Here is a 23902-nt window from a genome sequence, read left to right on the forward strand (position 1 = left end):
GTAGTTTTTGAAGTGATTTAATATTTGGAACCATATTAAGAAAATATACCGCTAGGTTTGGATGAATATTTTGTGCAAAAAATATTGAATTATTTTAATATGTCTGTATTATTGGACATATGGAAATAACTAATGCTATTGCAAGCTTTGCTGCGCTCTCTCAAGATACTCGTCTAAAGGCTTTTAGGTTGCTCGTCAGCCAAGAGCCTGTTGGTCTACCTGCGGGTGAAATCGCCCGCCAATTATCTGTGCCACATAACACCATGTCAGCCCATCTATCAGTACTAGCGCGCTCGGGGTGGGTGGTTTCTCAACGACAAAGTCGGCAGATAATCTATCGTGCTTCACTATCACATATGGAGATGGTTATCCAGTTTCTATTGCAAGATTGTTGTGCGGGCCATCCAGAACTGTGTGCCTCACTGATAGACAGTCTAAGCGGATGTGAAGTCGTTAATAGTAATGACTCAAACCTTGAGTAAGCTAATAATTAAGACCCTAAGAAACACACTCAAAAAACATATTCAGACAATAAGTGAGATTGCTATGACACCATTAATTTTTCACAATCCAAAATGCGGGACTTCTCGCAATACTTTAGCCATTATGAAAGCGTCAGGTGAGCAGCCAGATATCGTGGAATACCTGAAAACCCCACCAGCCCGTGACTACTTAGTTGAACTATTGGAAAAAATGAATATCTCTCCGAGAGAATTGCTACGTAGTAAAGAGCCTATTAATGATGAGCTTGGACTAGACAATCCTGACGTATCTGATGATCAAATTATTGATGCCATGATGGCGCACCCGATTTTAATCAATCGTCCTATCGTGCTGACCGATAAAGGTGCTGCTTTATGTCGCCCATCAGAGCGCGTGTTTGAGTTATTAGAGACTCCCGTCAGTAGCTTCACTAAAGAAGATGGGGAAGTGATTCACCATGGCAAATAACACAGCAGATTTAGATGTAGTCGATTTGAGTGACTTGCCGAATATTGATGCAAATAGTATACAGCCCATTGATATTGAGTCTTTGATTAGCGCACACGATCCACGTCATCCACCTAAAATACTGGTGTTATATGGTTCTTTACGTCAGCGCTCATTTTCTAGATTAGCAAGCGAGGAAGCGAGTCGCTTATTGCGCTGGTATGGCTGCGAGGTGCGTACTTTTGATCCGACAGGCTTGCCATTGCCTGACGCCACTGATGCCGATCATCCTAAAGTAAAAGAGCTGAGAGAGCTGGCCCAGTGGTCAGAAGGAATGCTGTGGGTGAGTCCAGAGCGTCATGGCAGTATGACGGGTATTATGAAAGCACAAATTGATTGGATTCCACTATCATCCGGTAGTGTACGTCCGACCCAAGGTAAGACATTGGCGGTGATGCAAGTCAGTGGCGGCAGTCAGAGTTTCAACACAGTCAACCAGTTGCGTATTCTTGGTCGTTGGATGCGGATGATTACGATTCCTAACCAATCGTCTATTCCTAAAGCTTTTTTAGAGTTTAATGACGACGATCATATGGATAAATCCCCTTTGTATTTGCGTCTCGTTGATGTCTGTGAGGAGTTAGTCAAATTCACTTGGCTCACCCGTGGGCGCTCTGCCTATCTAACCGACCGTTACTCTGAACGGGTAGAAAGCGCTGAAGAGTTATCAAAACGTGTCAATCAAAAGTCTCTTTAATATCTTATATTAAATGGGCTAAAGACGGTCGGATCACATTCAGAACACATAAGGTTGCTCCATGTTTGCATTAACTATTTTTATAGTCACTCTGGTTCTGGTGATATGGCAGCCTAAAGGGTTGGGTATTGGATGGAGCGCGATGGGTGGCGCATTAGTTGCTTTGGCTTTTGGTGTCGTGCAGTTGTCCGATGTGGGTATTGTGTGGGACATCGTTTGGGATGCGACCTTTACTTTTGTGGCGCTTATTATTATTTCACTTATCTTAGATAAAGCGGGGTTTTTTGGTTGGGCAGCGCTACATGTGGCCCGACTTGGTAATGGGCAAGGGCGCTTATTATTTCCTATGATTGTCATATTAGGTGCGTTCATTTCAGCTTTCTTTGCTAACGACGGGGCTGCATTGCTCTTGACCCCGATTGTCATCGCCATTCTACTACGCCTTAAGTTTTCACCACCATCCGCTTTGGCTTTTATTATCGCGACTGGCTTTATTGCTGATACTGCGAGCCTGCCATTAGTGACGTCTAATCTAGTCAATATTGTTAGTGCCAATTATTTTGACATTGGCTTTGGTCGTTATGCAGCAGTCATGGTGCCGGTCAATATTGTTTCCGTTATTGCGACACTCGCTGTGTTATGGATTGCCTATGCGCGGCATATTCCAAAAAATTATTCTGTGGCTGAGCTGAGTGCACCAGCATCTGCGATTGAAGATCCGCTTGTCTTCAAAGCGGCCTTTCCTCTATTAACCTTGCTACTCGTTGCTTACTTTACGACCGAATCATTAGGAATTGCAATTTCCTTGGTGACAGGAATCGCTGCGTTAATATTAATGGCAATTGCAGGTCGCTGGTGGCAAGGTGGTCGTGATGCGGTGGTTTCTGTGTCCGATGTTTTGAAAAAAGCCCCTTGGCAAATCGTATTGTTTTCAATCGGCATGTATTTGGTGGTTTATGGTTTGGGCAATGCAGGGTTAACGGCCTATGGTGCCCAAGTCTTAAATTGGTTGGGGCAGCAAGGTGCGGTTATCGCAACGGTAGGAACTGGATTCCTCTCTGCTATTGTAGCCTCTATTATGAATAATATGCCGTCTACCTTGGTTGGTGCACTGGCTATCGATAGTGCGCAAGTGCCTGATGCGACTCGTGAACTGATGATCTATGCGAACGTGATTGGTAATGATTTGGGACCGAAATTCACACCGATAGGTAGTCTTGCCACTTTATTGTGGCTTCATGTATTGGCAGAAAAAGACTATAAAATCAGTTGGGGACAATACATGAAAGTTGGGCTGATTATTACACCACCTGTGTTATTGGTCACACTACTGGCATTAGTATTATGGTTGCCTTATCTGTCTACCTTTTAAAGATTGAATCGATCTCTTGCGATTAGCGTGGTCATTACGCTGTATTACGCTGACATCGATCAAACTCATCGGGTATAATGGCGGCGCATTTTACCTCTTTTATAATGATGATAGTCGGTTCAAGATAATTTGGATACAAGGTAGGCGAGTGAAAGTACTACAAGTGGTAGGCTAAGCGAGCCTGACGCCGTATCCGATTTATATAGGACTGACTGTCCGTTTATTTCCCAAGGATTTATGATGAGTGATCAGCAAGCACAAAAGCAAGCCGCAGCCAAAGCTGCTTTAGATTATGTTGAAGATGGCATGATACTTGGTGTAGGCACAGGTAGCACAGTCAATTGCTTAATTGAGTTATTACCGACAGTAAAGCTTGCTGGTGCGGTGGCAAGCTCACAGGTTACTGAAGACAAACTTCGTGCCCTTGGTATTGAAATAGTGGATTTAAACTTTGCTGGCACGCTTGATATTTATATCGATGGTGCTGATGAAGTGAATGAGAATTTGCAACTGATAAAAGGCGGTGGCGGCGCGCTTACTCGTGAAAAAATCGTGGCAGCAGCTTCTAACAAATTTATATGCATGGTTGATGAGAGCAAAAGCGTCGAGGTCTTGGGTCGCGCGTTTCCAGTACCTATTGAAGTCTTACCACAAGCGCGTTCTTATGTTGCACGGCAATTGGCTCAATTAGGTGGTGAACCAGTATACCGTGAAAGCTTTGTCACCGATTATGGTAACGTTATTTTAGACACCTATGACTTGGATGTGAGTAATCCAATAGAGCTTGAAAAAGAGCTGAATAATATCGTGGGTGTGGTGTGTAATGGCATTTTTGCCGCTAACCAAGCTGATGTTTTATTAAAGGCTAGTAGTAATGGGGTTGAGACTATTACTCGTTAATTGATGTCATAGTTTATCGCCTTTATCCTTATTTAAGGTGGTTGTTTGATAAGGTGGGTCATCTTCATCATCGGTCAAGGAATCGGTAAAAATAGTCTGTTTGTGTTTAATCCGACTAAAGAATTTTTTATTGCTTTTAAATACAAAGATAGCACTGTGAAAATACCCCCAAAAAAATACGGGGAAAATAGCGTAAAGTACCAATTTACTTAAGTTCTTGAAACCAAGCGCACTAAGTAAGATTGTGGTGAAAAACAAGATAAAACATATCGCTAGGCTTTTATGTAGCATTTTTAGTCTGGTTTTACTCATAACGGCTCTTTGATGTTGTTGGCTTTTGATGTTTTTGCGCCATAAAAAAGGCAGGTTATTGAATAATCTGCCTTTTTATGTACTGTTCTAAGAATGATGCTGTATCAATAATTAAGACAACTTAATCTTATCTTTTAACAAAAACTCCATCAATGCTTTTTGGGCATGTAAGCGGTTCTCTGCCTCATCCCACACCACTGAACGTGGATCATCCAGCATGTCATGAGAGATTTCTTCACCACGATGGGCTGGCAAACAATGCATAAATACGACTTCAGGATCGGCTTTATCTAATAGCGAAGGTGTGACTTGATATGGCGCAAAACGACGAGCGCGGGTACTTTGTTCAGACTCTTGCCCCATGCTTGCCCATACATCGGTGACGATTAAGTTTGAATCCTTTGCAGCATCTTGTACGTTTTCGACGAGGCTGACGCAATGAGAGAAGCGTTCCATCAGCTTAGGGTCTGGCTCAAAACCATAAGGCGCTGCCACACGAAGCTCAAAACCAAACTGATTGGCCGCTTGCATAAATGACGAACACATATTGTTGCCATCACCAACCCACGTGACGATTTTATTCTCGATACTGCCGCGATGCTCATAATAAGTCTGCATATCAGCCAGCAACTGGCAAGGATGAAACTCATCAGTTAGGGCATTGATAATAGGAACGCTAGAGTATTCAGCAAAGGTTTCAACATTTTCGTGACCAAAGGTACGAATCATGATGATATCAACCATGCTAGAGATCACACGGGCAGAATCTTCTAGCGGCTCACCACGCCCAAGCTGCGTGTCATTTGGCGACAAGAAGATAGCACTACCACCAAATTGGCCCATACCTGTTTCAAAAGAAATACGTGTACGAGTTGAAGATTTTTCAAAAATCATACCAAGTGTACGACCAACAAACGGCTGATATATCTCGCCAGCATGTTGCATCTTACGTAATTCGCTTGCGCGTTTGATAAGGGTTTCTAGTTCTTGTTTGGTTAAATCAGAGAGGGTCAAAAAATGGCGCAAACTCATAGTAATCCTAGCAGTCGATCGCAGTCAGTGAAACGTTATCAGTCTTCAATAGCATCGCGTCAGCGCGTATACTGGGGTGACAACAAACTTTTAGTATAGCGCAATTACTTCTAATGTAAACGCCCAATTTAGTTTGATTGTTTAGTCACTCCAGCAGGTGGCAAGTTCGCCGTTATATGTCGCATTTACATATTACAATAATAAATAATTATTATGCTTGTATACGCTTCGGACGTATGCTCAGGCGGCATAGTAGCTCATAGCTAATCGTACCCGCATGCGCAGCGACTTCATCAACGTGCGGTGCATCGCCCCATAGTATCACTTTGCTATCTAAAGCAATGTCTTCTGGCGCGTTACTGATATCAATCACAATCATGTCCATTGCGACACGTCCAAGTACTGCGCATTGATAACTCTGATTGCTGCTTGCCTCAATGACAGATACATAAGCATCCTCAGTGACAACACGTGGGTAGCCATCTCCATAGCCAATACTGACTAGCGCTGTTCTCGTATCTTGCTGTGCTACCCAGCGACTACCATAGCCAATGGCATTATCTGCATGAACGGTTTGTAACGCGATAATTTGCGCGCTAAACTCCATCGCTGGCTGTAAATCTAATTCAGTGGCACTTTTGTCAACGACCGGTGCACTACCGTATAAGATGATACCGGGACGTACCCAGTCATAGTGGTATTGTGGAAAGTTGACGATACCTGCTGAATTGCACAATGAGCCTTTAATGTCGTTGCTAACGCTCTCTTTTAGAGTCATTAATACTTCTGTAAAACGCTGTATCTGCATCGCATTTAATGGATGAGCGCTATCATCGGCATTAGCAAAATGCGTAGTAAGGATAAGCCGGTATCCAGCTTCATGAAGCTGTTTAGCAGCAGCAATAACACCTTCAGCATCGAAACCTAAGCGATTCATACCTGTATTGTATTTAATCCAAACCACTCTAGTCGCGCTACTAGCTGGTGGAATGTTTTCTAATGCCCACTGCAGTTGCGGTGCATGATGAATGACGCAGCTAATATCATGGTCAATGGCTTGCTGCCATTCATCGGCAGTAAAGGCACCTTCGATTAAACCAATGGTTTTATTCCAGCCTAACTGTCTTGCTTCGAGAGCTTCAGCTAAAGTGGCGACACCGATACCATCGGCTTGCTCTAGCGCTGGGAGAACGGCGGCGACGCCATGACCATAAGCATTGGATTTGACCATGGCCAGTACTTTAGAATGCGGTGCCAGTTTTTTAACTTGGTTGAGGTTATGAGTAATGGCTGCTGGTTTGATAGTGATAGTACGCATAATGGGCTTCTTTATTAGCAAAGTTATGAAGTGATAAAGCCAATGCTGCATCAAAAGGGCTGATGTGGCACTGGCTATGGTTATTAAGAGCTGTTTATTATCAAATGTTCAAGGTTGAGCAAGCATATAGTCAAGTCTATATAAACCAGCTACATCGTCATCCTCGCTAAGCATACTAATGTATAACTCACACTCGGTTTCCTTGTATCGAAATTATATCGAACTGACTATAGTCGGTGAAGCGGTTATTATTCGTCATTCTCAAAGCTGACGTTTTGATAGTATTCTGGCGTCAGGTTGATAAAGCGGGTAAATTGCCCTTCAAAGCCTAAGCGTATGGTACCAATAGGGCCGTTACGCTGTTTACCAATGATGATTTCAGCCACGCCTTTGTGATCTGAATTTTCATTATAAACCTCATCGCGATAGATGAACATAATCAAATCGGCATCCTGCTCAATTGCACCAGATTCACGCAAATCCGACATAATTGGGCGCTTATTAGGACGGTTCTCTAGACTACGGTTAAGCTGTGATAGCGCAATGACTGGGCACTCAAGCTCACGTGCTAAGGCTTTTAAGCTACGAGAAATTTCGGAAATTTCTCCAACGCGGTTACCATCTAGGCTCGGCACCTTCATCAGCTGTAGATAATCGACCACGATAGCACCTAGGCGACCATCATGGTTTTTGGCGATTCGGCGACAGCGTGAGCGCATCTCAGATGGAGGCAGAGCAGTACTATCATCGATATATAAGTGCTTAGATTGTAGGTGTTGAATGGCATTCATCATTTTTGCCCATTCATCTTCATTCATTTGTCCAGAGCGTAGGTGCGTCTGATTAATCGCACCCCATGAGGACAGTAGACGCATCACGATAGACTCAGCGGGCATTTCCATCGAAAATACCACGACGGGCAGGTCTTCGTTAAATAAAATGCCTTCTGCCAAGTTCATGGCAAACGTTGTTTTACCCATCGAAGGACGCGCGGCGACAATGATTAAATCTCCTGCTTGCAAACCCTGTGTTTTATTATTCAGCTCAGCAAAAGGTGTTTGTAAACCAATCATGCCGTCTGGATTTGATTTTAGCTCTTGAATCTTATCGATGACGTTGGTTAACACAGAAGTAATACCGACTGGTCCACGCTGCTCAGCACGTTTGTTATGTTGCTCATTGATACTGAATATTTTTCCCTCAACATTATCCAAAATATCACTGACGCTTTGGTCTTTTGGGTTATAAGCAAGTGCTAACATGTCATTGCCCGTGGTAATCAACTGGCGTAAGGTTGATAGCTCACGTACGCGCTGTGCATAAGCAGTGAGGTTAAATAAGGTAGCAGGACTTTGACTTAAAATATCAGCCAAGTAACTGTCACCACCTGCGCCTTTAAGTAGCTTTTGCGCTTCCAACCAGTCATGCACCATGACCGTGTCATAAGGCTCATTGACCGCTGCCAAATGAGCAATCGCATCAAAAATATATTGGTGTCGCCCAGCATAAAAGTCATCTTTGGTGACAATATCAGCAATTTTATCGTAAGCCTCTTCGATACTCATCAATGACGCCAGCAGCGCTTTTTCAATATCGATATTGTGCGGCGGTGTTTGATTGAGTAAGTCGTCGGTTTTTTCGGTATCTGCCATGAGCGCCTAATGTGTTAAAAGTCAATATAAAACAGGGAGTGAATAAATAAATAGCTACTTGGTATCAGTATTGGTCGTAATAGCGATGTTGAAAAACAAATGTGGCAGGCTTCTACGATAGAAGTACTAAAACAGGGTCTTATACTTGCCAGTAAATGCTACAATCAGATGCGAAAGTTTAACACATTATGCAATTTTTTCGGGCGCTATGAACAACTATTTCTGGAATAATTGATATTTTTGCGCTGAGAGATAGCTACTCAAATATGGTCGTAAGTGTTTGATTTTTTCATAAAAAATATAATAAAATCATGTATTTAAAATAAATGTAAAGGTGTCGTTATTATGCAAGACAAGCTACCATTATTAATCACAACAGGTGAGCCTGCGGGCATTGGTATGGATGTCGTGCTGTTATTAGCAGCAGAGGGTAAGTTACAAGATTTTGACCGTCCAATTTGGGTAACTGCGGATAGCACTGCCATGAAAGTGCGTGCAGAGAATCTCGTAATGGCAGGCGCATTAAAAAACTGTCCATCATGGCAGACAGTAGACGCAAATATAGACGCAGATGATTTCTTAGAGCAGATGTCACCGAATACGACCCATAGTGACAGTGCTTTTATTTTGCTTCATACACCTTGTGCAGCACCAGTTATCTCTGGGCAAATCAATATTAGCAATTCAGCAATGGTGGCCAAACAACTGGATATCGCGCATAAGCTTGCAACAAACAAAACTGTGGCTGCTATTGTCACCGGTCCACTGCAAAAGTCAGCGTTGATAGATGCTGATATCAAGTTATTGGATGGCACCATGTTTAGCGGTCATACTGAGTTTTTTATGCAGCAAAGTGGCTGCGAGAAAGTGGTCATGATGCTTGCAAACGAAGCAATGAAAGTCGCGCTGGTCACCACACATTTACCACTAAAAGATATCCCTGCTGCAATCACATCTGACAATGTACGCCAAACGGTGCAGATTGTCATTGATGAGATGAAAGCAAAATTTGGCTTAACGCATCCGCGTATCTTAGTATGCGGCCTCAATCCACATGCGGGCGAGGGCGGCCATTTAGGTGTTGAGGAGATTGATATTATCAATCCAGTATTGCAAGAATTCATCGATGCAGGCGTAGACATATCAGAGGCGATGCCAGCGGATACGTTATTTACCCCAAGACATCTAGCAAAATGCGATGCAGTGATTGCTATGTATCATGACCAAGGGTTGCCAGTGCTCAAATCACACGGCTTTGGTGATACGGTTAATTTGACCTTAGGGCTGCCTTATATTCGTACCTCGGTTGATCACGGAACAGCGCTTGATTTGGCAGGGCAAGGCGGGGCGAGTGCTACTAGCTTATATCAAGCGCTGCTGATGGCAAATGAGATGGCGGATAAATCACTTATTGAAAAACCTCTTGTATAAGTCGGTACCTTAACAAGATTTTTTACGCAGTGTTGGATGAGGTTACCGTCAATAGGTCCTATTTATAAACCATTAAATAGGACCTATTTTAAGTGGTCTATTCATGGGTTTGAAGAGTGAAATAGCTGGTTCCCTTGGGGTATACCTATGGCTAAAAATAAGGTGATTTGCTTTACTCTCTAGTTAGATATAAAATATACGTCTATAGAACAATAATAGCAATGGTTTGAGTTGTCTGGAGACTTATAGGACAATCCTACTAAGATTCAAATAAGCATAAACAGCCTTTACATATTTTTTAATTACAAAGCCCTTGCCATAAATGATAGCTGGTTCATAATGTAATTTCGGCCGATAACTCCATATCTTTTACCTTCTATAACGACATCAAAAGATATAGCTGAGTTATCAATCTGCTTGAGCTCCATAATTATAGAAGGGTTTTCGTTAACAAATTCTAATAGCTCCGTATAAGAAACATCGTCAATAGTTATAGCCAATTCTTTTGGGTTTTTAGCTAAGAAGTTTGCTGTATAGACAATAATATTGAAAAACTTATATTTCTTATTGCGGGAATTGTTGAATTTATACCGAAACCAAAGATATATAACTACAAAAATGGCAACTATCCCCAATATTTCCATAAATAAACCTTATCGTTTTAAGTGTAGTACATCATTATGCTTAAAAACATCACTATTTTAATCGAATGTTTTTCAATTGAAAGGCTATCAAAGTGGATAACGAGATTTAAAAGCTAGCATAGCTATTGCCTCTGCACCACGTTTAGCTAAAATCAACGTAAGACAATATGAAAAATAGTCTCTCGCAATAGTTGCATCCAAGGCTCTTTCTCTATATTCAATGTCAAACGAGTCTAAATTAGCAGCTTCTTCACCTACTAACATAATAAAATTTGTTTTAGATACCTCCCTATTTAGGATTATTGCATTTCTCAACCCGTTCTTAGGCAAAATTCCTTGTTGCTCTAGACTTTTTCCAGCAAATAGAATCAAACTGTGTGACATTTTTTCCCTTTGCTTTGCATTACTATGTTCTAAAACACCTAACCATTCAGACATTGATCTCAAACCAACCTCATTTGCATCTTGATATTTCTTCAGGGCAAATATTATATAAACAACAGCACCACCAGCTATCATCCAAATGATCGCCATTTTTACATCCTCCAATTAAATTTATCTTACAATAATAGGGCTCTAAGATAAACTAAGCACTACTTAAATTTTTTCAGGAATCTAATTGGTAGATTGTCTTTCATCCTATACGCGTTTTCTATCATGAGTAACTAGACAATTTAGAGTGCTATCGTGTTGACTGGATTAACTTATCGGGTAATTCAGATAACGAGCGTTATAACAAATGACATTGGGTAGAAAACGTCACTGTATTTATTGCGATAAAGTATGAGTATCTTATCGATAATAATTTTTCAATAATACAGCCTAATTCTGAGCTGTGGTATAATTCGTCATTATATGATTGGCATATTGTTGCCATTATTGCCCATTTATCTTTTATACATTAAGACTTTTCTATGTCCAAAACTCCGTTTGATGCTCAATCTATTTCTAGCAGCCTACGTGCTGTTAAACACCAACCGCGTAAGCGCTTTGGTCAAAACTTCTTGCATGATGGCAGCGTCATTCGCGAAATCGTTGAAAGTATTCGTCTAGAGCGTGATGACAACCTAATCGAGATTGGACCAGGAATGGGCGCGTTAACCGAGCCGTTATTGGCAGAAGTCGACGCGATGACCGTAGTAGAGTTAGATCGTGATTTGGCAGACAGTTTGCGTATTCGTATTGGTGCCAACAGTCATCCGAATTTTGAGATTATTAAAGACAACGCGATGCATGTAGACTATCGTGAGCTGTATAGTCCTGAGCGCGGCAAGCTACGTGTGGTCGGCAACCTGCCATATAATATCTCTACCCCGATACTTTTCCATCTACTCAGCTATGCTGATGTGATTCAAGACATGCATTTTATGTTGCAAAAAGAAGTGGTCGAGCGCATCACGGCTGATGTGGGCAGCAAAACTTATGGTCGCTTATCAGTCATTATGCAATACCATTGTGACACAGATTATCTATTGACCGTACCACGCGGTGCTTTTAATCCACCGCCAAAAGTCACCAGTGCTGTATTTCGTTTGACGCCACATATCAACAAACCAATCGTAGCGGAAGATGAAGAATACTTTGCGATTGTCGTACGCGAAACTTTCAACCATCGCCGCAAGACGCTACGTGCTATCTTCAAAAAATCAGCGTTATTACCAACACTGAGTGAAGACGATTTTGCAGCTTGCGGTATCGATCCGCAGGCACGCCCTGAAGTCTTAAGTGTGAAAGATTTTGTCAATTTGAGCAATCAGGCGCGCAACGTAGAAGGTTGATTTAACTTTTTGTTGATTGACTCGCAGCCGATCATTTCTCAATAGTATTCACATAAAATGATTCAAGCTAAGAGCACTCACTTAAGAGTGCTTTTATATAAATTCATATCTAAAAGCATAGAGGTACCATGAGTTTTCGCCATCAGTATGTCATTGGAGATCTGCAAGGTTGCTATGCTGCTTATCTTAAGTTGCTAGAAACTTTAGATTTTGATCCAGCACAAGATAAATTGTGGTTTGCAGGTGACTTGGTAGCGCGTGGTGAGGATTCATTGAGTGTTTTACGTGATGTTAAAGTACTCTGTGAGCAAGGTGCTGCAGCTACCGTACTTGGTAATCATGATATTAATTTATTGGCGGTATGGCGCGGTGCGGCAAAACTTAAAAAGAAAGACAAGACCGCACCAGTTTTTGCTGCTGCTGATTGCGATGAGTTAATGGAGTGGTTGCGGCATCAGCCACTATTGGCTTATCCTGATGAGCAGACAGTGCTGGTTCATGCCGGTATTCCACCGCATTGGAGTATCGATGAAGCAGCAGGCTATGCACAACAAGTAGAAGCGCAATTACAAAGCAGTTTATGGCAGCTTGATCGCTTATTACCGAATTTGTATCGCAAATCAGCTGATGATTGGCAGCCAGATATTAATGGTTTTACTAAAATGCGGGCTATCACTAACTATTTTACGCGTATGCGTCTATGTAAACAGGATGGCACGCTTGAGTTTGGTTTTTCAGCAGGTTTAGATGAGTTGATGCCTGAAGGTTTTTTGCCATGGTTTGAGTGGCAAGTACCGCGTACGCGCAAGATATTATTTGGTCATTGGGCTGCGCTAAAAGGTGAGATTGACTTGCCATATGCGAGGGCGCTCGATGGCGGTTGTGTGTGGGGCAATTGTCTATTGGCTTATAGATTGGGTGACGGTCAGGTAATAGCGTCAAGCGCGCAGTGTCCGAGTTCATAATGAGGGTTGTAACTGAAAGTGGTATGTAAGATTAGATAAGTGGTTTGTTTAAAGCAGTTCTGAAAATAGAGTCTGTTTTGAGTGGTTCTTTAAATCAATTAAGGGGCTTGTTCGGCGGTTTCCTTGGGGTATACCCTAATTTACGATCCTTACTTCAAATCAATAAGTATAAAAAAAGATTTACTGATAATTTTTATATTATTAATAGCGCCTGCACTGGATTAATAAGAGATTTAGGGGAAAGCTATGATTTACACCAATCTAATAATGAAAGAGTTTCTAGATGTTAACGAAAGTGAAATACGAGAAGGTACATTAGATAAGGAGTTAGGTCTTATCTTAAAAGAAGGGTTTTTGCCGATAGGTGACTGCATTTTTCTAGAAAAAATATTCCCTTCAAGCTATACTCGCTGTTTAAGTGAAAAATATGAGATTGAAAAAGAGTTTACCGATTTTTCGGGTTATGAAGTTTCGACTAATAGGTTTCATATAGAAGATTTTACAGACCAAGACCCGTTCATCCAGTCCATCATATTTTCTAACAAATTTAAGAAAAAATGGCTTATAGACTTCCCTTTAGAGAGCGTTAATTTGACCATAGGTTTTCAAGACGATGAGGTTGGAAAGTTTGCAACTTTCACCTTTCACAAGAGTAGAAACGCTGAAGTAGTGCATGATATCAATAGCCTTGAATTATATGAACAGCCTATATACGTTGAGGTTCTATCTGGCAGATCAATACTTGTATAGGGAGTCAAACAGTACTTATAAATATAGGGAACTAAACGAACAAGGTTACTAATTTACCCAATTTATTTTCTAGCACCTCACTTTGAGCATTTGCCAATCGTATTCTATTATCTATTTAAAAATGACATCCTTGGTAGCTTAAGGGGTGATCATCAATGAATTGAAACTTGCCATCTTACATTAGTCGTTCTGCTGACCACAGCTTTTTATGGTGTTTTTATTTGGCTTTTACTTTTACTCTATCTCCTGAGCATAATTTTAATGCACCACTGGATTCTACATGAATAATGAGCACACCAACATTAGTAAGGCACCTTTCATTACGGTAAGAATGCCTAAGAAAAATGAGTTTATGATAAGTCATTTTGTAGGTGTCATAATGATGGTTAGTATGTTAGTGATGTCGTTGTTAGTATTAGCGGCATTTTTTATGAAGGCGCCGGTTAAAATTTTTACAGCAGTGGTAGCAACTTTGCTATTAACTGTTGTATTTGCTTTGGTCGCCATAATAGTTGGAGTCATTTTAAAACGTTTTAATTTTAGAATTAATTCTCTTTTTAAGTATCTGATTTTATTTTTTATAGGTACTATCAGTGCTTTTCTAACGATTGGTGCGCTCGAATTATGGTTTGTCACTTATACACCATCCGTGCTGATAGGACTTTCGGCGGTCAGTATTATTTTTTGGATTGTTGTTACGATATCAGGTAAGTTTAGTATACCTAAAGAATGAAGTTACGCCACTAACGTAAACCATTAGCTTATGGCAAATCTTGAAAATTCACTAGGGAGCCGAGCGTATTTGAATTTGCTATAGGCATACTCAAATACGCTCGGCTTTTTGGTGTCAGTGTCAGAGTTGGGAAATGACCTTGCTAAATCGTATAGTAAATAACTTTAATACCAACAGCTGACCAAGTCCAAAACCACCACATCTGCAATATTAACTGGGCAGGTTTGGTGGTTTTTTAGGCTTTGGTAACGATGTTTTGGTATCGCTCACAGAAGATTCCGCATGGTTATTATCACTATCAAAATCATTTGGTGTTTGATTATATTGAATATCGTCAGTATAGGGCACACTATTGAGCTCTTCATCCATCAAACTATCGTCAAGGTCAACAGTATTGTGAGAAGGAGCGTGAGCTTGTGCGTGGTCGCCCCCAGGTTGATTATCATAGTATATATCAGTGTTTGTTTGAGGATGCTGGGAATTACCTTGCTTGGACTCAGGTAAGATCCTGACATCAGACAAGCGTCGTACGACATAATTACTGGGTAATGTTTTGCCATTTCTCTGCGCTGAGGTATCGTCAAATATCATATGCCCTTGACTATCGATACGTGCGTACTTCATTGGTTTGTCACGTGGCCAAAAGAAGTCAGAAGGGTGACTAATGATGTGACCAAAGACCAGTTTAGTCAAACGACTCCATTCAAAAAATTTCACTTCTTTAGAGCGTAGCGCGACAAACAGTGCTAAGGAAAAACTCACTAGCAGGTTGACGATACCGATAAGTGCGACGCCAAGTATCGATATTAAAATAATGCTCCAACTCATATCATCAGCGGATATATTAAATAAACCATGTGCCAAATTCGCCGAGGCAAATGCAATATGGCGAATATCGATGGGTAGTCCGAAAATATAGCCAATCGTTGCTGTACTGCCTAAGAATACCCCGAACAAGAAATTACCCATAATGGCACCGAGATTGGCTTCTACAAAGCCCCCTAAACGAGTGAGCCATGTCTTGGGTAGTATAAACTTGAGGAGTTTATGACGTTGAATACGTGCACCTACATTGTTGTAAACGGCCAAATTATCGTAGTAACCAGCTATCAAACCTGCTAGAAATAAATACACACCAGCGATGGCAGCATGGGGGAGTGCTAGTGACTGAAAAGGATCAAGATCATGGAGCAAATGTTCCGCTTTTTCAGTGTCAATCATCGGTACGCCTGTATACTGTAGCCATGCAAATGAGATGAGAAGAGCGACAGGCACTGCTAGCATCACGTTACCCATGATGGCAATAAACTGAGTACGTAGAATATCGACGACTAATTCTGATAGCTTGGTCAATTGGTGGGATTTTTTACCTGAGCTTTCAGATATGGTAGAAGCAATAGCAGCTGCAGTCATAGCTGGCTGTTTGGTCGCGACAGTACCGCGGATGACATGGATAAAGACGAAACCCAGTCCATAAATCATGCTATTGACAAAGGCACGTCCCATTGGAGCAAGCGCCAACTGATAGGCTAGTATTTTAATAGTAGCCATAAACGCAATCATGAAGCCACCAATAGAGGCTTTTTTAAACATTTTTCGATAGCCGACTCTATCGGTACTGATGTAATGCTCACCAACACGGCTGGCATTTTCAGTGACTTTACGAGAGAGCAGCTTAGTATTGTTATTAATCAAATAACCAATGCTATAGCGGCGATTGGCAGTCTTAATCAGTGTTTGTATCAGATCAATCACAGCGCGATCACGCTTTTGATCATCATTTGTCACTAGCTCTGTTAAGACACGCATACGTTGTAAGCTTTGATCTAAGCGTAGCATCATATTAGTCAAACGAATTGAGATACCTGTTTTATAAATACGTTTGCGTACCGTGGCAACGATATCTTCGCACTGCTCAATCATTACCAACAAAGGCGCCGGATCAACGGCTTGCTCGGGAGTAATATCTGTTAAGGTATCAAGCTCATGTGCTTGTCTATATTCATTGACGAATAGTACCGCTTCTTGGTTCTGCGCAACAAATGCCGCTGAGTAATTCAGCATCTGTGGGTAAGAGTCCATCAAATCAGGATGCAAACCAATACCACTGATGCGATAAGATAAAATAATAATAGCGTTTAAAATACTGTTTTTCACATTGGCGACTAAGTCTAAATGCTTCTCTTCGACTTTTAGTACCTCTACCAATTCGTCCCATTTCTCTTCTTTAATATTAGCGAGCCAGCGCTCATCAGTGCTTTTATTGAACAAATAGCCGACCAATTCAACCACGGAGTCTTCTTGCGGTAATATCGGCAAAATACGATGACCGATTAAACGGCGTAAGCTATTGAAAAACCCTTGGTCTGACATGATACCAGTGTCGGTATATAGTGCAATTTGGCGATACTGAATGATGATCTTGAGGACAAAGCTAGAGAGCCCATCAGCATATTCTGGATGTTGGCGCAGGATATCAATAAGGGACTGAATATTTTCGTTGGCCAGTGCAGGTTCTTTATCACCTACCCGTAGTGCATCTATTAGGCGCTTTAATACTGAGGGATCAGGTACATCACTCAAGGCCGTAATTTGCTGTAGAATATGTTTCATTTCTGACACGTCGTACCTTTTGTTATGATTGTTTTAGTAGTTTTTATCATATAATTGATCAAAATAAGTATGATTTATAAAGATTTAATCAGACTTTTATTTAATGCGAACGACGATTTATTGTACGTTATTTTTATCTTAGTCACATATTGATAGTCAATTATTTTGTTAGAAATTATGATGAGAGTTATTTTGGCAAAAAAAAGGACAGCTTATATGGCTGTCCTTTTTTTTGAATATTATCTATGATAATAACTTAGCTGGCGGGTACATCAAAGTAGTCAAGATCAAAATTCATCATCGGATCACTACCAGCTTTGACCATCTGTGCATGAGCATTGATACGTGGCAAGATACGCCCCACGAAATAGTCTGCAAGCTTGGCTTTGTTGGTGTAAAAACCACCTTCTTTACCGTTAGCCGCTTCGACCATTAAAGCAAACATGTACGAGTAAGCTAGATAACCAAAGGCATGCATATAATCAACGGCACAGCCATTAATTTCACTTTTACGATCGCTAATATTGCTAAGTACAGTCGTGGTTAACGCTTCGATTGTATCTGCTGCGTCTAGCGTCGCTTGTTTGATACCATGATCTGCTTGCATATTATTGACAAAGTCACGAATCTCACCTAAGAAGTGAGTGATATATTTGCCATTATTGCGAGCCACTTTACGACCTAATAAATCAAGTGCTTGAATACCATTTGTGCCTTCGTAGATCTGGGCGATACGCGTATCACGAACGATTTGTTCCATACCCCATTCGCGGATATAGCCGTGACCACCAAATACCTGCTGGCAATCTACAGTGGCCTCTAGCGCTTTATCTGTCAAAAATGCTTTCGCAACGGGTGTTAGTAATGCAACACGAGCAGCAGCGGCTTTTGCTGAATCAGGATCGGTACTAAATTTTTCTTCATCAAGATTTTTGGCCACGTACATCGCAAAGCAGCGTGACGCTTCAGTGTTGGCTTTAGCATTTAAGAGCATACGGCGCACATCAGCATGATGGATGATGGCATCAGCTGGTTTCTCTGGGCTTTGAATTTGTGTATCGCTGCGGCCTTGACCACGGTCATTGGCATATAAAGCAGCGTTTTGATAAGCAAGTTCAGAACCGCCGAGTCCTTGTAAACCCATCGTTACGCGCTCATAATTCATCATAATGAACATTGAAGACAGACCAGTGTTTTCTGCACCCACCATCCAGCCTTTTGCGCTATCAAAGTTCATGACACAAGTGGCCGATGCTTTGATACCCATTTTGTGTTCGATAGAACCAACTGCCAATGTATTGCGCTCGCCTAAACTACCATCGTCATTGACCAAGAATTTTGGTACCACAAATAGTGAGATGCCTTTTGAACCTTCCGGTGCATTAGGGGTTTTTGCCAATACTAAGTGTATGATGTTGTCAGTTAGGTCATGCTCGCCACCAGTAATAAAGATTTTGGTACCAGAGATATCATAGCTACCGTCATCGTTAGGCACAGCTTTGGTTTTGATAATACCTAGGTCAGTACCAGCATGTGGCTCAGTTAAGCACATGGTACCAGCCCATTCACCGTTATACATTTTTTCTAGATAAGTCTGTTTTTGTTCTTCAGAAGCGGCTGCGTTTAGGCAAAGTGTGGCACCAACGGTCAGGTTTGGATAAAGCGCAAACGATTGGTTGGCAGTGAAAACCATTTCTTCAGTCAACATAGTGACCATTTTGGGAAAACCTTGACCACCGTATTCAGCATTACCGCTTAAGCCAACCCAACCTGATTCGGCAAACTGTTTGTAAGCCTCTTTAAATCCAGTTGGCGTCGTGACCACGCCATCACCGTGAAAGGTTGCGCCTTCTTCATCACCGCTACGATTAATAGGCAATAAAATGTTTTTTGACAGTTTTGCCATTTCTTCTAAGACCATATCAACGGTTTCAATGTCAACATGAGCTAAGTTTTCGTTGTTTTGCCAAAATTCTGATGCTTTAAATACGTCATTTAGAATGAAACGCATATCATTAAGAGGGGCATTATAAACAGCCATAAACATTCCTTTGGTCAAATAAATAAAATTGATAAGATAATAATTTGTTTTTCTGATTTAACTTGATTCACTCATAATCAAAGTTTAACAAATAAGCTTGCGCGCAAGTGTATTTGTTCGTGAATCGTGCGTGCACTAAAAGTTAGCAACGACTATTGAAGTACTGAGAGGCATCGCAGTGATGCTTGTTATGTGGAAAGATAGATGGGTCGGTATTTGCAGACAGTCACTGCTGACTAAGTCCTGTTGATCTATAGTCCGCGAACTATAGTCAAAAAAACATAAAACCGATACGATTGTATTATGGTGCTACTGGTACAAACTTTACTTGCTTGCTGTATTCACAGAGGCTGCGAAAAATTTATCCCAGCAGCACTGTAGCGATTTAAAAATACTTTGACCATACTAAACCGCTACGGTGTTACCCTCCCTAGAGGTACTATATGTACAATTTGCGGTCGGCTGCCTTGTAGCTGTTTTAGACTTCTCTGACTATATGTTAAGGGTCATCACAAACGTATGCAAAAATAAAGCGGCAACATACCGAAGTATATTGCCGCTCAAGAGTATATTAGTATGACTTTTAGCGCTTTAATTAAAAGGCGAACTGATCAACATCCATGCTCATGTATGGCTCTACACCAGTGCCGATACGTTGTACGTGGGTAGTGGTACGTGGCAACAGCTTAGCAAAGTAGAACTGAGCAGTTTTGACTTTAGCATCGTAGAATGCTTTTTCGCTAGTGCCCTCAGCAATAGCGGTCTGGGCGATTAATGCCATACGAGCCCATAAATAGGCTAGAGTGACATAGCCACTGAAGTACATGTAGTCAACAGCAGCGCCGCCGACCGCATCAGGGTTTTCAGTTGCTTGCATGCCAATACGTGCAGTGAGGTCGCCCCATTCTTTAAGGTGTTTGGCAAGTGGGCGAATGAATTGACCCATCTCATCATTTTCTTTGTTTTCGTCACAGAATTTTTGAATGATGTTGACAAAGTTGGCAAGTAGTTTGCCCTGTGAGCCCAATACTTTACGACCAAGCAAATCAAGTGCTTGAATTTCTGTTGTTCCTTCGTATAAGCAAGAGATGCGTGTATCACGTACGTTTTGTTCCATACCCCATTCGCTGATAAAGCCATGACCACCATATACCTGCACGCCATGATTGGCCGCTTCTAGACCAGTTTCTGTCAGGAATGCTTTAGCAATTGGTGTCAGTAGTGACAACATTTGGTCAGCAAACTTAAGATCTTCACCTTCGCCTTTTGCGACAACATCAGCAAAGTGTGAGAGGTAATAGACTAGGGCACGACCACCTTCTGCAAAGGCTTTTTCGGTCAATAGCATGTTACGAACAGCTGGATGTACAATGATAGGGTCAGCTGCTTTCTTTGGTGCTTTAACACCTGATAACGAACGCATTGCTAAGCGGTCTTTTGCATAAGTCAATGAGCCTTGGAATGCATACTCTGCAGCTGTTAAACCTTGAACGGCAGTACCGATACGTGCCACATTCATAAAGGTAAACATACACTGTAGACCACGGTTTTCTGGGCCAATCAGATAACCTGTTGCACCATCAAAGTTCATGACACAAGTGGCAGAAGCTTTGATACCCATTTTATGCTCGATAGAGCCGCAAACGACATTATTACCTTCGCCTAAACTACCATCTTCATTGACCGTTACTTTAGGAACGATAAATAATGAGATACCTTTGGTGCCAGCAGGCGCGCCTGGTAGACGGGCTAAGACAATGTGAATGATGTTGCTAGTCAGATCATGCTCACCTGCAGAGATAAAAATTTTCTGACCAGTGATACTATAGCTGCCATCTTCCTTAGGCTCAGCTTTGGTACGAATAATCCCTAAATCCGAACCGGCGTGGGCCTCAGTAAGGCACATGGTGCCTGACCATTCGCCAGTGACCATTTTTTCTAAATAGGTTTGTTTTTGAGCGTCAGTACCATGGTGTTCGATGGTTTGAATGGCACCATGCGATAGGCCAGGATACATAGAGAATGACCAGTTGGCTGTACCCACCATTTCATTAATGACAGTAGACAATGAAAAAGGCATGTTTTGCCCACCGAAGTCTTCTTCAGCAGACAAAGCAGGGAAGCCGAGCTCACAAAACGCTGTATAAGCTTCTTTAAAACCTTTTGGTGTAGTGACAGTACCGTTATCGAACTTACAGCCTTCAGCATCACCGCTTTGGTTCAATGGTGATAGTTCATTTTCAGCAAAGCTTGCAGCCATCTCGAACAGACTATCCATCAACTCACGATCAGCTTCTTGAAAGGCTGGTAAGGTTTTATAGTGGCTTTCACTGTCAAGTAACTCATGCATCACGAATTGAATATCACGTAAGGGCGCTTTATATTGCATAACTTCCTGTCCTTTTTGGAATGTAATCAAGCAAAGTCAAGAATAGTCATCTAACTGCACCGTCCGACGCCGTACAGGTGTGGCTATTTCAATCTAACGTGCCTAAACAAATGCTAGGCAATAACGTAGATGGACTGAGTTGTTGATTATATAAAATCGTATTGAAAAGAATAATGATTGCCAGAGTCAACTGAAGTCTCAATAAGACCTGACAAATTCACTATAAAAGATAGGCGTTCATGGGAAATTATACAAGTTTGGTGACAGCACTGATAAGTCATGAACCTACCTTGCATCGGTTATACAATCAAAGCTAGGCATCAAAAGTTGAGGCAAATAAGCAGATGAAAATATTAGTAATATTAAGTCATAATCGAATAGGCGTTAATGAGTACGGTACTGCTCAATCAACATTTTGGTTGCAGCATCAGCTGCCACAGGTCTACTCAGCCAATAACCCTGACCTTGTTTACAGCCCATTGATAACAGTACATCACGCTGCTGTTCGGTCTCGATGCCTTCAGCGATGATTTGCATATCAAGCGCCGTACCCAAATCTAGAATGGCTTTTACGATGGCGTATTGAGTTTGATTGTTATCAATATCAGAGATAAAGCTTTTGTCAACTTTAATAAAATCAAATGGATATTCTTGTAGATAGCTCAAGGAGGCATAACCAGTACCAAAGTCATCTAGGGCAAGGTATATCCCCAGTTCTTTGAGTAAACCCAGTTGTTTTTTTACTTTACTATGGCGTTGGATTAGAGAAGATTCAGTTACTTCAATATGTAATTGCGTCGCAGAAATATTATGTTGTATAAGAAGATTGCGTACCATCTTAAAAAAGTTAGGATGGCTAAATTCAGTGGCGTCAGCATTGATGCAGATATGTTGACAAAAACCTTGCTCTTGCCAAATAGACAGTTGCTTGGCGATTTGAACCGCCATTTGTGAGAATAGTTCAAATGATAATTTATGAGTGATAATAGCATCGATGAAATGTATTGGACGCAGTAGTCCGCGAGTCGGATGTTGCCAGCGTACTAAAGCCTCAAAGCCTGTGATAATACCAGTAGCTAACTCAAATTTTGGTTGGTAATAAGGAATAAACTGACCTTCAGCAGCTGCAGTTCTAAGCTCAGATTCTAACTGCCAGTTGCCGATAGTGGCTTCATCAATCGATGTGTCATACCAGCAGATATCTTCTCCACCTTGTTTTTTGACATAATGCAGCGCTTTTTCAGCCTTGGCCAATAATCCAGTCAATTCATCATCATCTTTGGGAAAGTAACTGGCACCAACGGAAATATGGCAGTATATATTTGCCTCTGTTTTGTCTGAGGAGAAAGGGCGTTCACATATTTGCATTAAGCTGTCTAGCTGCTGACGTACTATATTGGCATCAGGGCATTCGAATACCAAGACAAAATCATCACCACCAAAATGGGAAAAACAGGTCAGATAATCCAGTTGAAGGTTTTTAATACGCGTGACAAAGCTTTTTATCAACGTATTAATGCCATCAGGGCCTAGTAGGCTTGCGAGGCTACGATAACGATCAATATTCAAACGTACAATAGCGATTTCTTGGTAAGTATCTAATAATAAATCATTGGTTTTACTCAAAAACACTTTACGGTTGGGTAGGCCTGTGACCTGATTATAATTGAGTAAATGAGCCACTTTTTTTTGATCTTTAATAGCTGCTGACATATCACGAACCATACCTACGTAGTACACAGTCTGCTCGATACATATCTTACGATAAGTCATATGGCAATCAATGACTTGCCCATATCGATTTGCCATTGCAAAGTGTTTTTCATAAAAGCCACTACTGTTTAGGTGGCTAGTGATATCCGCTAAAATCGACCTTTCATCTGCTGATAAAAATTTTGCCGCATAAATACCAAGCGGTCGTCCAAGCAAAAAAGACTCATTATAGCCAATCGTCATTTCATAACAGGCATTAACCGATAAATAGCACAAGTTGGCATCTAAAATAAAGATAGCGTCATCAAGTTGCTCGCATAACTGTGCCAGTATTTGCTGTTTATCTGAGACTGGAATGGCAGTGGCATTAGTCATAATTGGACTCATAATGGCAAAATAAAATAATAGGGTGTGTTTGATATTCCCAAATAAGCACTGCTGCTTACTAATACGGCTCCAAGCAAGGCGTAAAATAATGCTAATGCTCGTGCCGTAGCGAACTTTATAACTAATGTGGAGCAGTTTTAGTACCAACTCGTAGAGAAAGCACTCTTTTTACCATTTTATGGTTA

The 23902-nt window shown here is 41.3% G+C and carries 20 protein-coding genes; 10 read left to right on the forward strand and 10 right to left on the reverse strand.

Features of this window, described 5'->3' with window-relative positions:
- Window positions 1-119 precede the first annotated feature (119 nt).
- The 5 genes from ACT3QP_RS02320 (at window position 120) to rpiA (ending at window position 3959) form a co-directional block, all read left to right on the forward strand.
- Window positions 120-482 carry an ArsR/SmtB family transcription factor gene (locus ACT3QP_RS02320; RefSeq protein ID WP_444524326.1) on the forward strand — a complete coding sequence of 121 codons (363 nt, stop codon included), beginning with the start codon at window positions 120-122 and terminating at the stop codon, window positions 480-482.
- 64 nt (window positions 483-546) lie between these two features.
- Entirely contained in the window at window positions 547-951 is a 405-nt protein-coding gene (gene arsC, locus ACT3QP_RS02325) for an arsenate reductase (glutaredoxin) (RefSeq protein ID WP_444524327.1), read from the forward strand.
- Complete coding sequence (gene arsH, locus ACT3QP_RS02330; protein WP_444524328.1) at window positions 941-1687, forward strand: arsenical resistance protein ArsH; 747 nt, start codon at window positions 941-943, stop codon at window positions 1685-1687. Before arsC ends, arsH begins: the two co-directional genes overlap by 11 nt.
- Before the next feature lie 61 nt (window positions 1688-1748).
- On the forward strand, window positions 1749-3059 hold the full coding sequence (locus ACT3QP_RS02335; RefSeq protein ID WP_442069873.1) for an arsenic transporter: 1311 nt from the start codon (window positions 1749-1751) through the stop codon (window positions 3057-3059).
- A gap of 240 nt (window positions 3060-3299) precedes the next feature.
- A complete protein-coding gene (gene rpiA, locus ACT3QP_RS02340; RefSeq protein WP_442062365.1) occupies window positions 3300-3959 on the forward strand; it encodes a ribose-5-phosphate isomerase RpiA in 660 nt (219 codons plus the stop codon).
- A 6-nt stretch (window positions 3960-3965) separates the two neighbouring features.
- Here rpiA and ACT3QP_RS02345 read toward each other — a convergent pair whose 3' ends face one another.
- The 4 genes from ACT3QP_RS02345 to dnaB form a co-directional block, all read right to left on the reverse strand.
- A complete protein-coding gene (locus ACT3QP_RS02345; RefSeq protein WP_444524329.1) occupies window positions 3966-4271 on the reverse strand; it encodes a hypothetical protein in 306 nt (101 codons plus the stop codon).
- Between the two features lie 111 nt (window positions 4272-4382).
- Window positions 4383-5303, reverse strand: coding sequence for an ornithine carbamoyltransferase (gene argF, locus ACT3QP_RS02350; RefSeq protein WP_444524330.1), 921 nt, complete (start codon window positions 5301-5303; stop codon window positions 4383-4385).
- 211 nt (window positions 5304-5514) lie between these two features.
- The gene (gene alr / locus ACT3QP_RS02355; protein WP_444524331.1) at window positions 5515-6621 is read right to left on the reverse strand and encodes an alanine racemase; all 1107 of its coding nucleotides are present in this window, start codon (window positions 6619-6621) and stop codon (window positions 5515-5517) included.
- A gap of 248 nt (window positions 6622-6869) precedes the next feature.
- Window positions 6870-8273: a replicative DNA helicase gene (gene dnaB, locus ACT3QP_RS02360; RefSeq protein ID WP_192519929.1), complete on the reverse strand. Its 1404-nt coding sequence runs from the start codon at window positions 8271-8273 to the stop codon at window positions 6870-6872.
- Between the two features lie 345 nt (window positions 8274-8618).
- Between dnaB and pdxA the strand changes: the two genes are divergently transcribed.
- Complete coding sequence (gene pdxA, locus ACT3QP_RS02365; protein WP_444524332.1) at window positions 8619-9704, forward strand: 4-hydroxythreonine-4-phosphate dehydrogenase PdxA; 1086 nt, start codon at window positions 8619-8621, stop codon at window positions 9702-9704.
- 302 nt (window positions 9705-10006) lie between these two features.
- On the opposite strand, the gene ACT3QP_RS02370 is transcribed toward pdxA, so the two are convergent.
- Both ACT3QP_RS02370 and ACT3QP_RS02375 read right to left on the reverse strand, forming a co-directional pair.
- A complete protein-coding gene (locus ACT3QP_RS02370) occupies window positions 10007-10348 on the reverse strand; it encodes a hypothetical protein (protein ID WP_444524333.1) in 342 nt (113 codons plus the stop codon).
- Between the two features lie 87 nt (window positions 10349-10435).
- Window positions 10436-10882 carry a hypothetical protein gene (locus tag ACT3QP_RS02375; RefSeq protein WP_444524334.1) on the reverse strand — a complete coding sequence of 149 codons (447 nt, stop codon included), beginning with the start codon at window positions 10880-10882 and terminating at the stop codon, window positions 10436-10438.
- 380 nt (window positions 10883-11262) lie between these two features.
- Between ACT3QP_RS02375 and rsmA the strand changes: the two genes are divergently transcribed.
- The 4 genes from rsmA to ACT3QP_RS02395 all read left to right on the forward strand — a co-directional run bounded on the left by rsmA (window position 11263) and on the right by ACT3QP_RS02395 (window position 14574).
- A complete protein-coding gene (gene rsmA, locus ACT3QP_RS02380) occupies window positions 11263-12126 on the forward strand; it encodes a 16S rRNA (adenine(1518)-N(6)/adenine(1519)-N(6))-dimethyltransferase RsmA (protein ID WP_192520823.1) in 864 nt (287 codons plus the stop codon).
- Between the two features lie 128 nt (window positions 12127-12254).
- Complete coding sequence (locus ACT3QP_RS02385; RefSeq protein ID WP_444524335.1) at window positions 12255-13091, forward strand: symmetrical bis(5'-nucleosyl)-tetraphosphatase; 837 nt, start codon at window positions 12255-12257, stop codon at window positions 13089-13091.
- Window positions 13092-13337: 246 nt separating this feature from the next.
- A complete protein-coding gene (locus ACT3QP_RS02390) occupies window positions 13338-13841 on the forward strand; it encodes a hypothetical protein (protein WP_192520027.1) in 504 nt (167 codons plus the stop codon).
- 280 nt (window positions 13842-14121) lie between these two features.
- Window positions 14122-14574 (forward strand): hypothetical protein, encoded by a 453-nt coding sequence (locus ACT3QP_RS02395; RefSeq protein ID WP_192520026.1) that lies wholly within the window; start codon window positions 14122-14124, stop codon window positions 14572-14574.
- 210 nt (window positions 14575-14784) lie between these two features.
- Here ACT3QP_RS02395 and ACT3QP_RS02400 read toward each other — a convergent pair whose 3' ends face one another.
- The 4 genes from ACT3QP_RS02400 to ACT3QP_RS02415 form a co-directional block, all read right to left on the reverse strand.
- Window positions 14785-17196: a site-specific recombinase gene (locus ACT3QP_RS02400; RefSeq protein ID WP_192520025.1), complete on the reverse strand. Its 2412-nt coding sequence runs from the start codon at window positions 17194-17196 to the stop codon at window positions 14785-14787.
- Window positions 17197-17443: 247 nt separating this feature from the next.
- Window positions 17444-19228: an acyl-CoA dehydrogenase C-terminal domain-containing protein gene (locus ACT3QP_RS02405; protein ID WP_192520024.1), complete on the reverse strand. Its 1785-nt coding sequence runs from the start codon at window positions 19226-19228 to the stop codon at window positions 17444-17446.
- A 595-nt stretch (window positions 19229-19823) separates the two neighbouring features.
- Complete coding sequence (locus ACT3QP_RS02410) at window positions 19824-21617, reverse strand: acyl-CoA dehydrogenase C-terminal domain-containing protein (protein WP_192520023.1); 1794 nt, start codon at window positions 21615-21617, stop codon at window positions 19824-19826.
- A 384-nt stretch (window positions 21618-22001) separates the two neighbouring features.
- The gene (locus ACT3QP_RS02415) at window positions 22002-23705 is read right to left on the reverse strand and encodes a putative bifunctional diguanylate cyclase/phosphodiesterase (RefSeq protein ID WP_444524336.1); all 1704 of its coding nucleotides are present in this window, start codon (window positions 23703-23705) and stop codon (window positions 22002-22004) included.
- Window positions 23706-23902 lie beyond the last annotated feature (197 nt).

Source organism: Psychrobacter sp. AOP7-B1-24, from assembly GCF_052376215.1.
In the GTDB taxonomy this organism is placed as follows: Bacteria; Pseudomonadota; Gammaproteobacteria; order Pseudomonadales; family Moraxellaceae; genus Psychrobacter.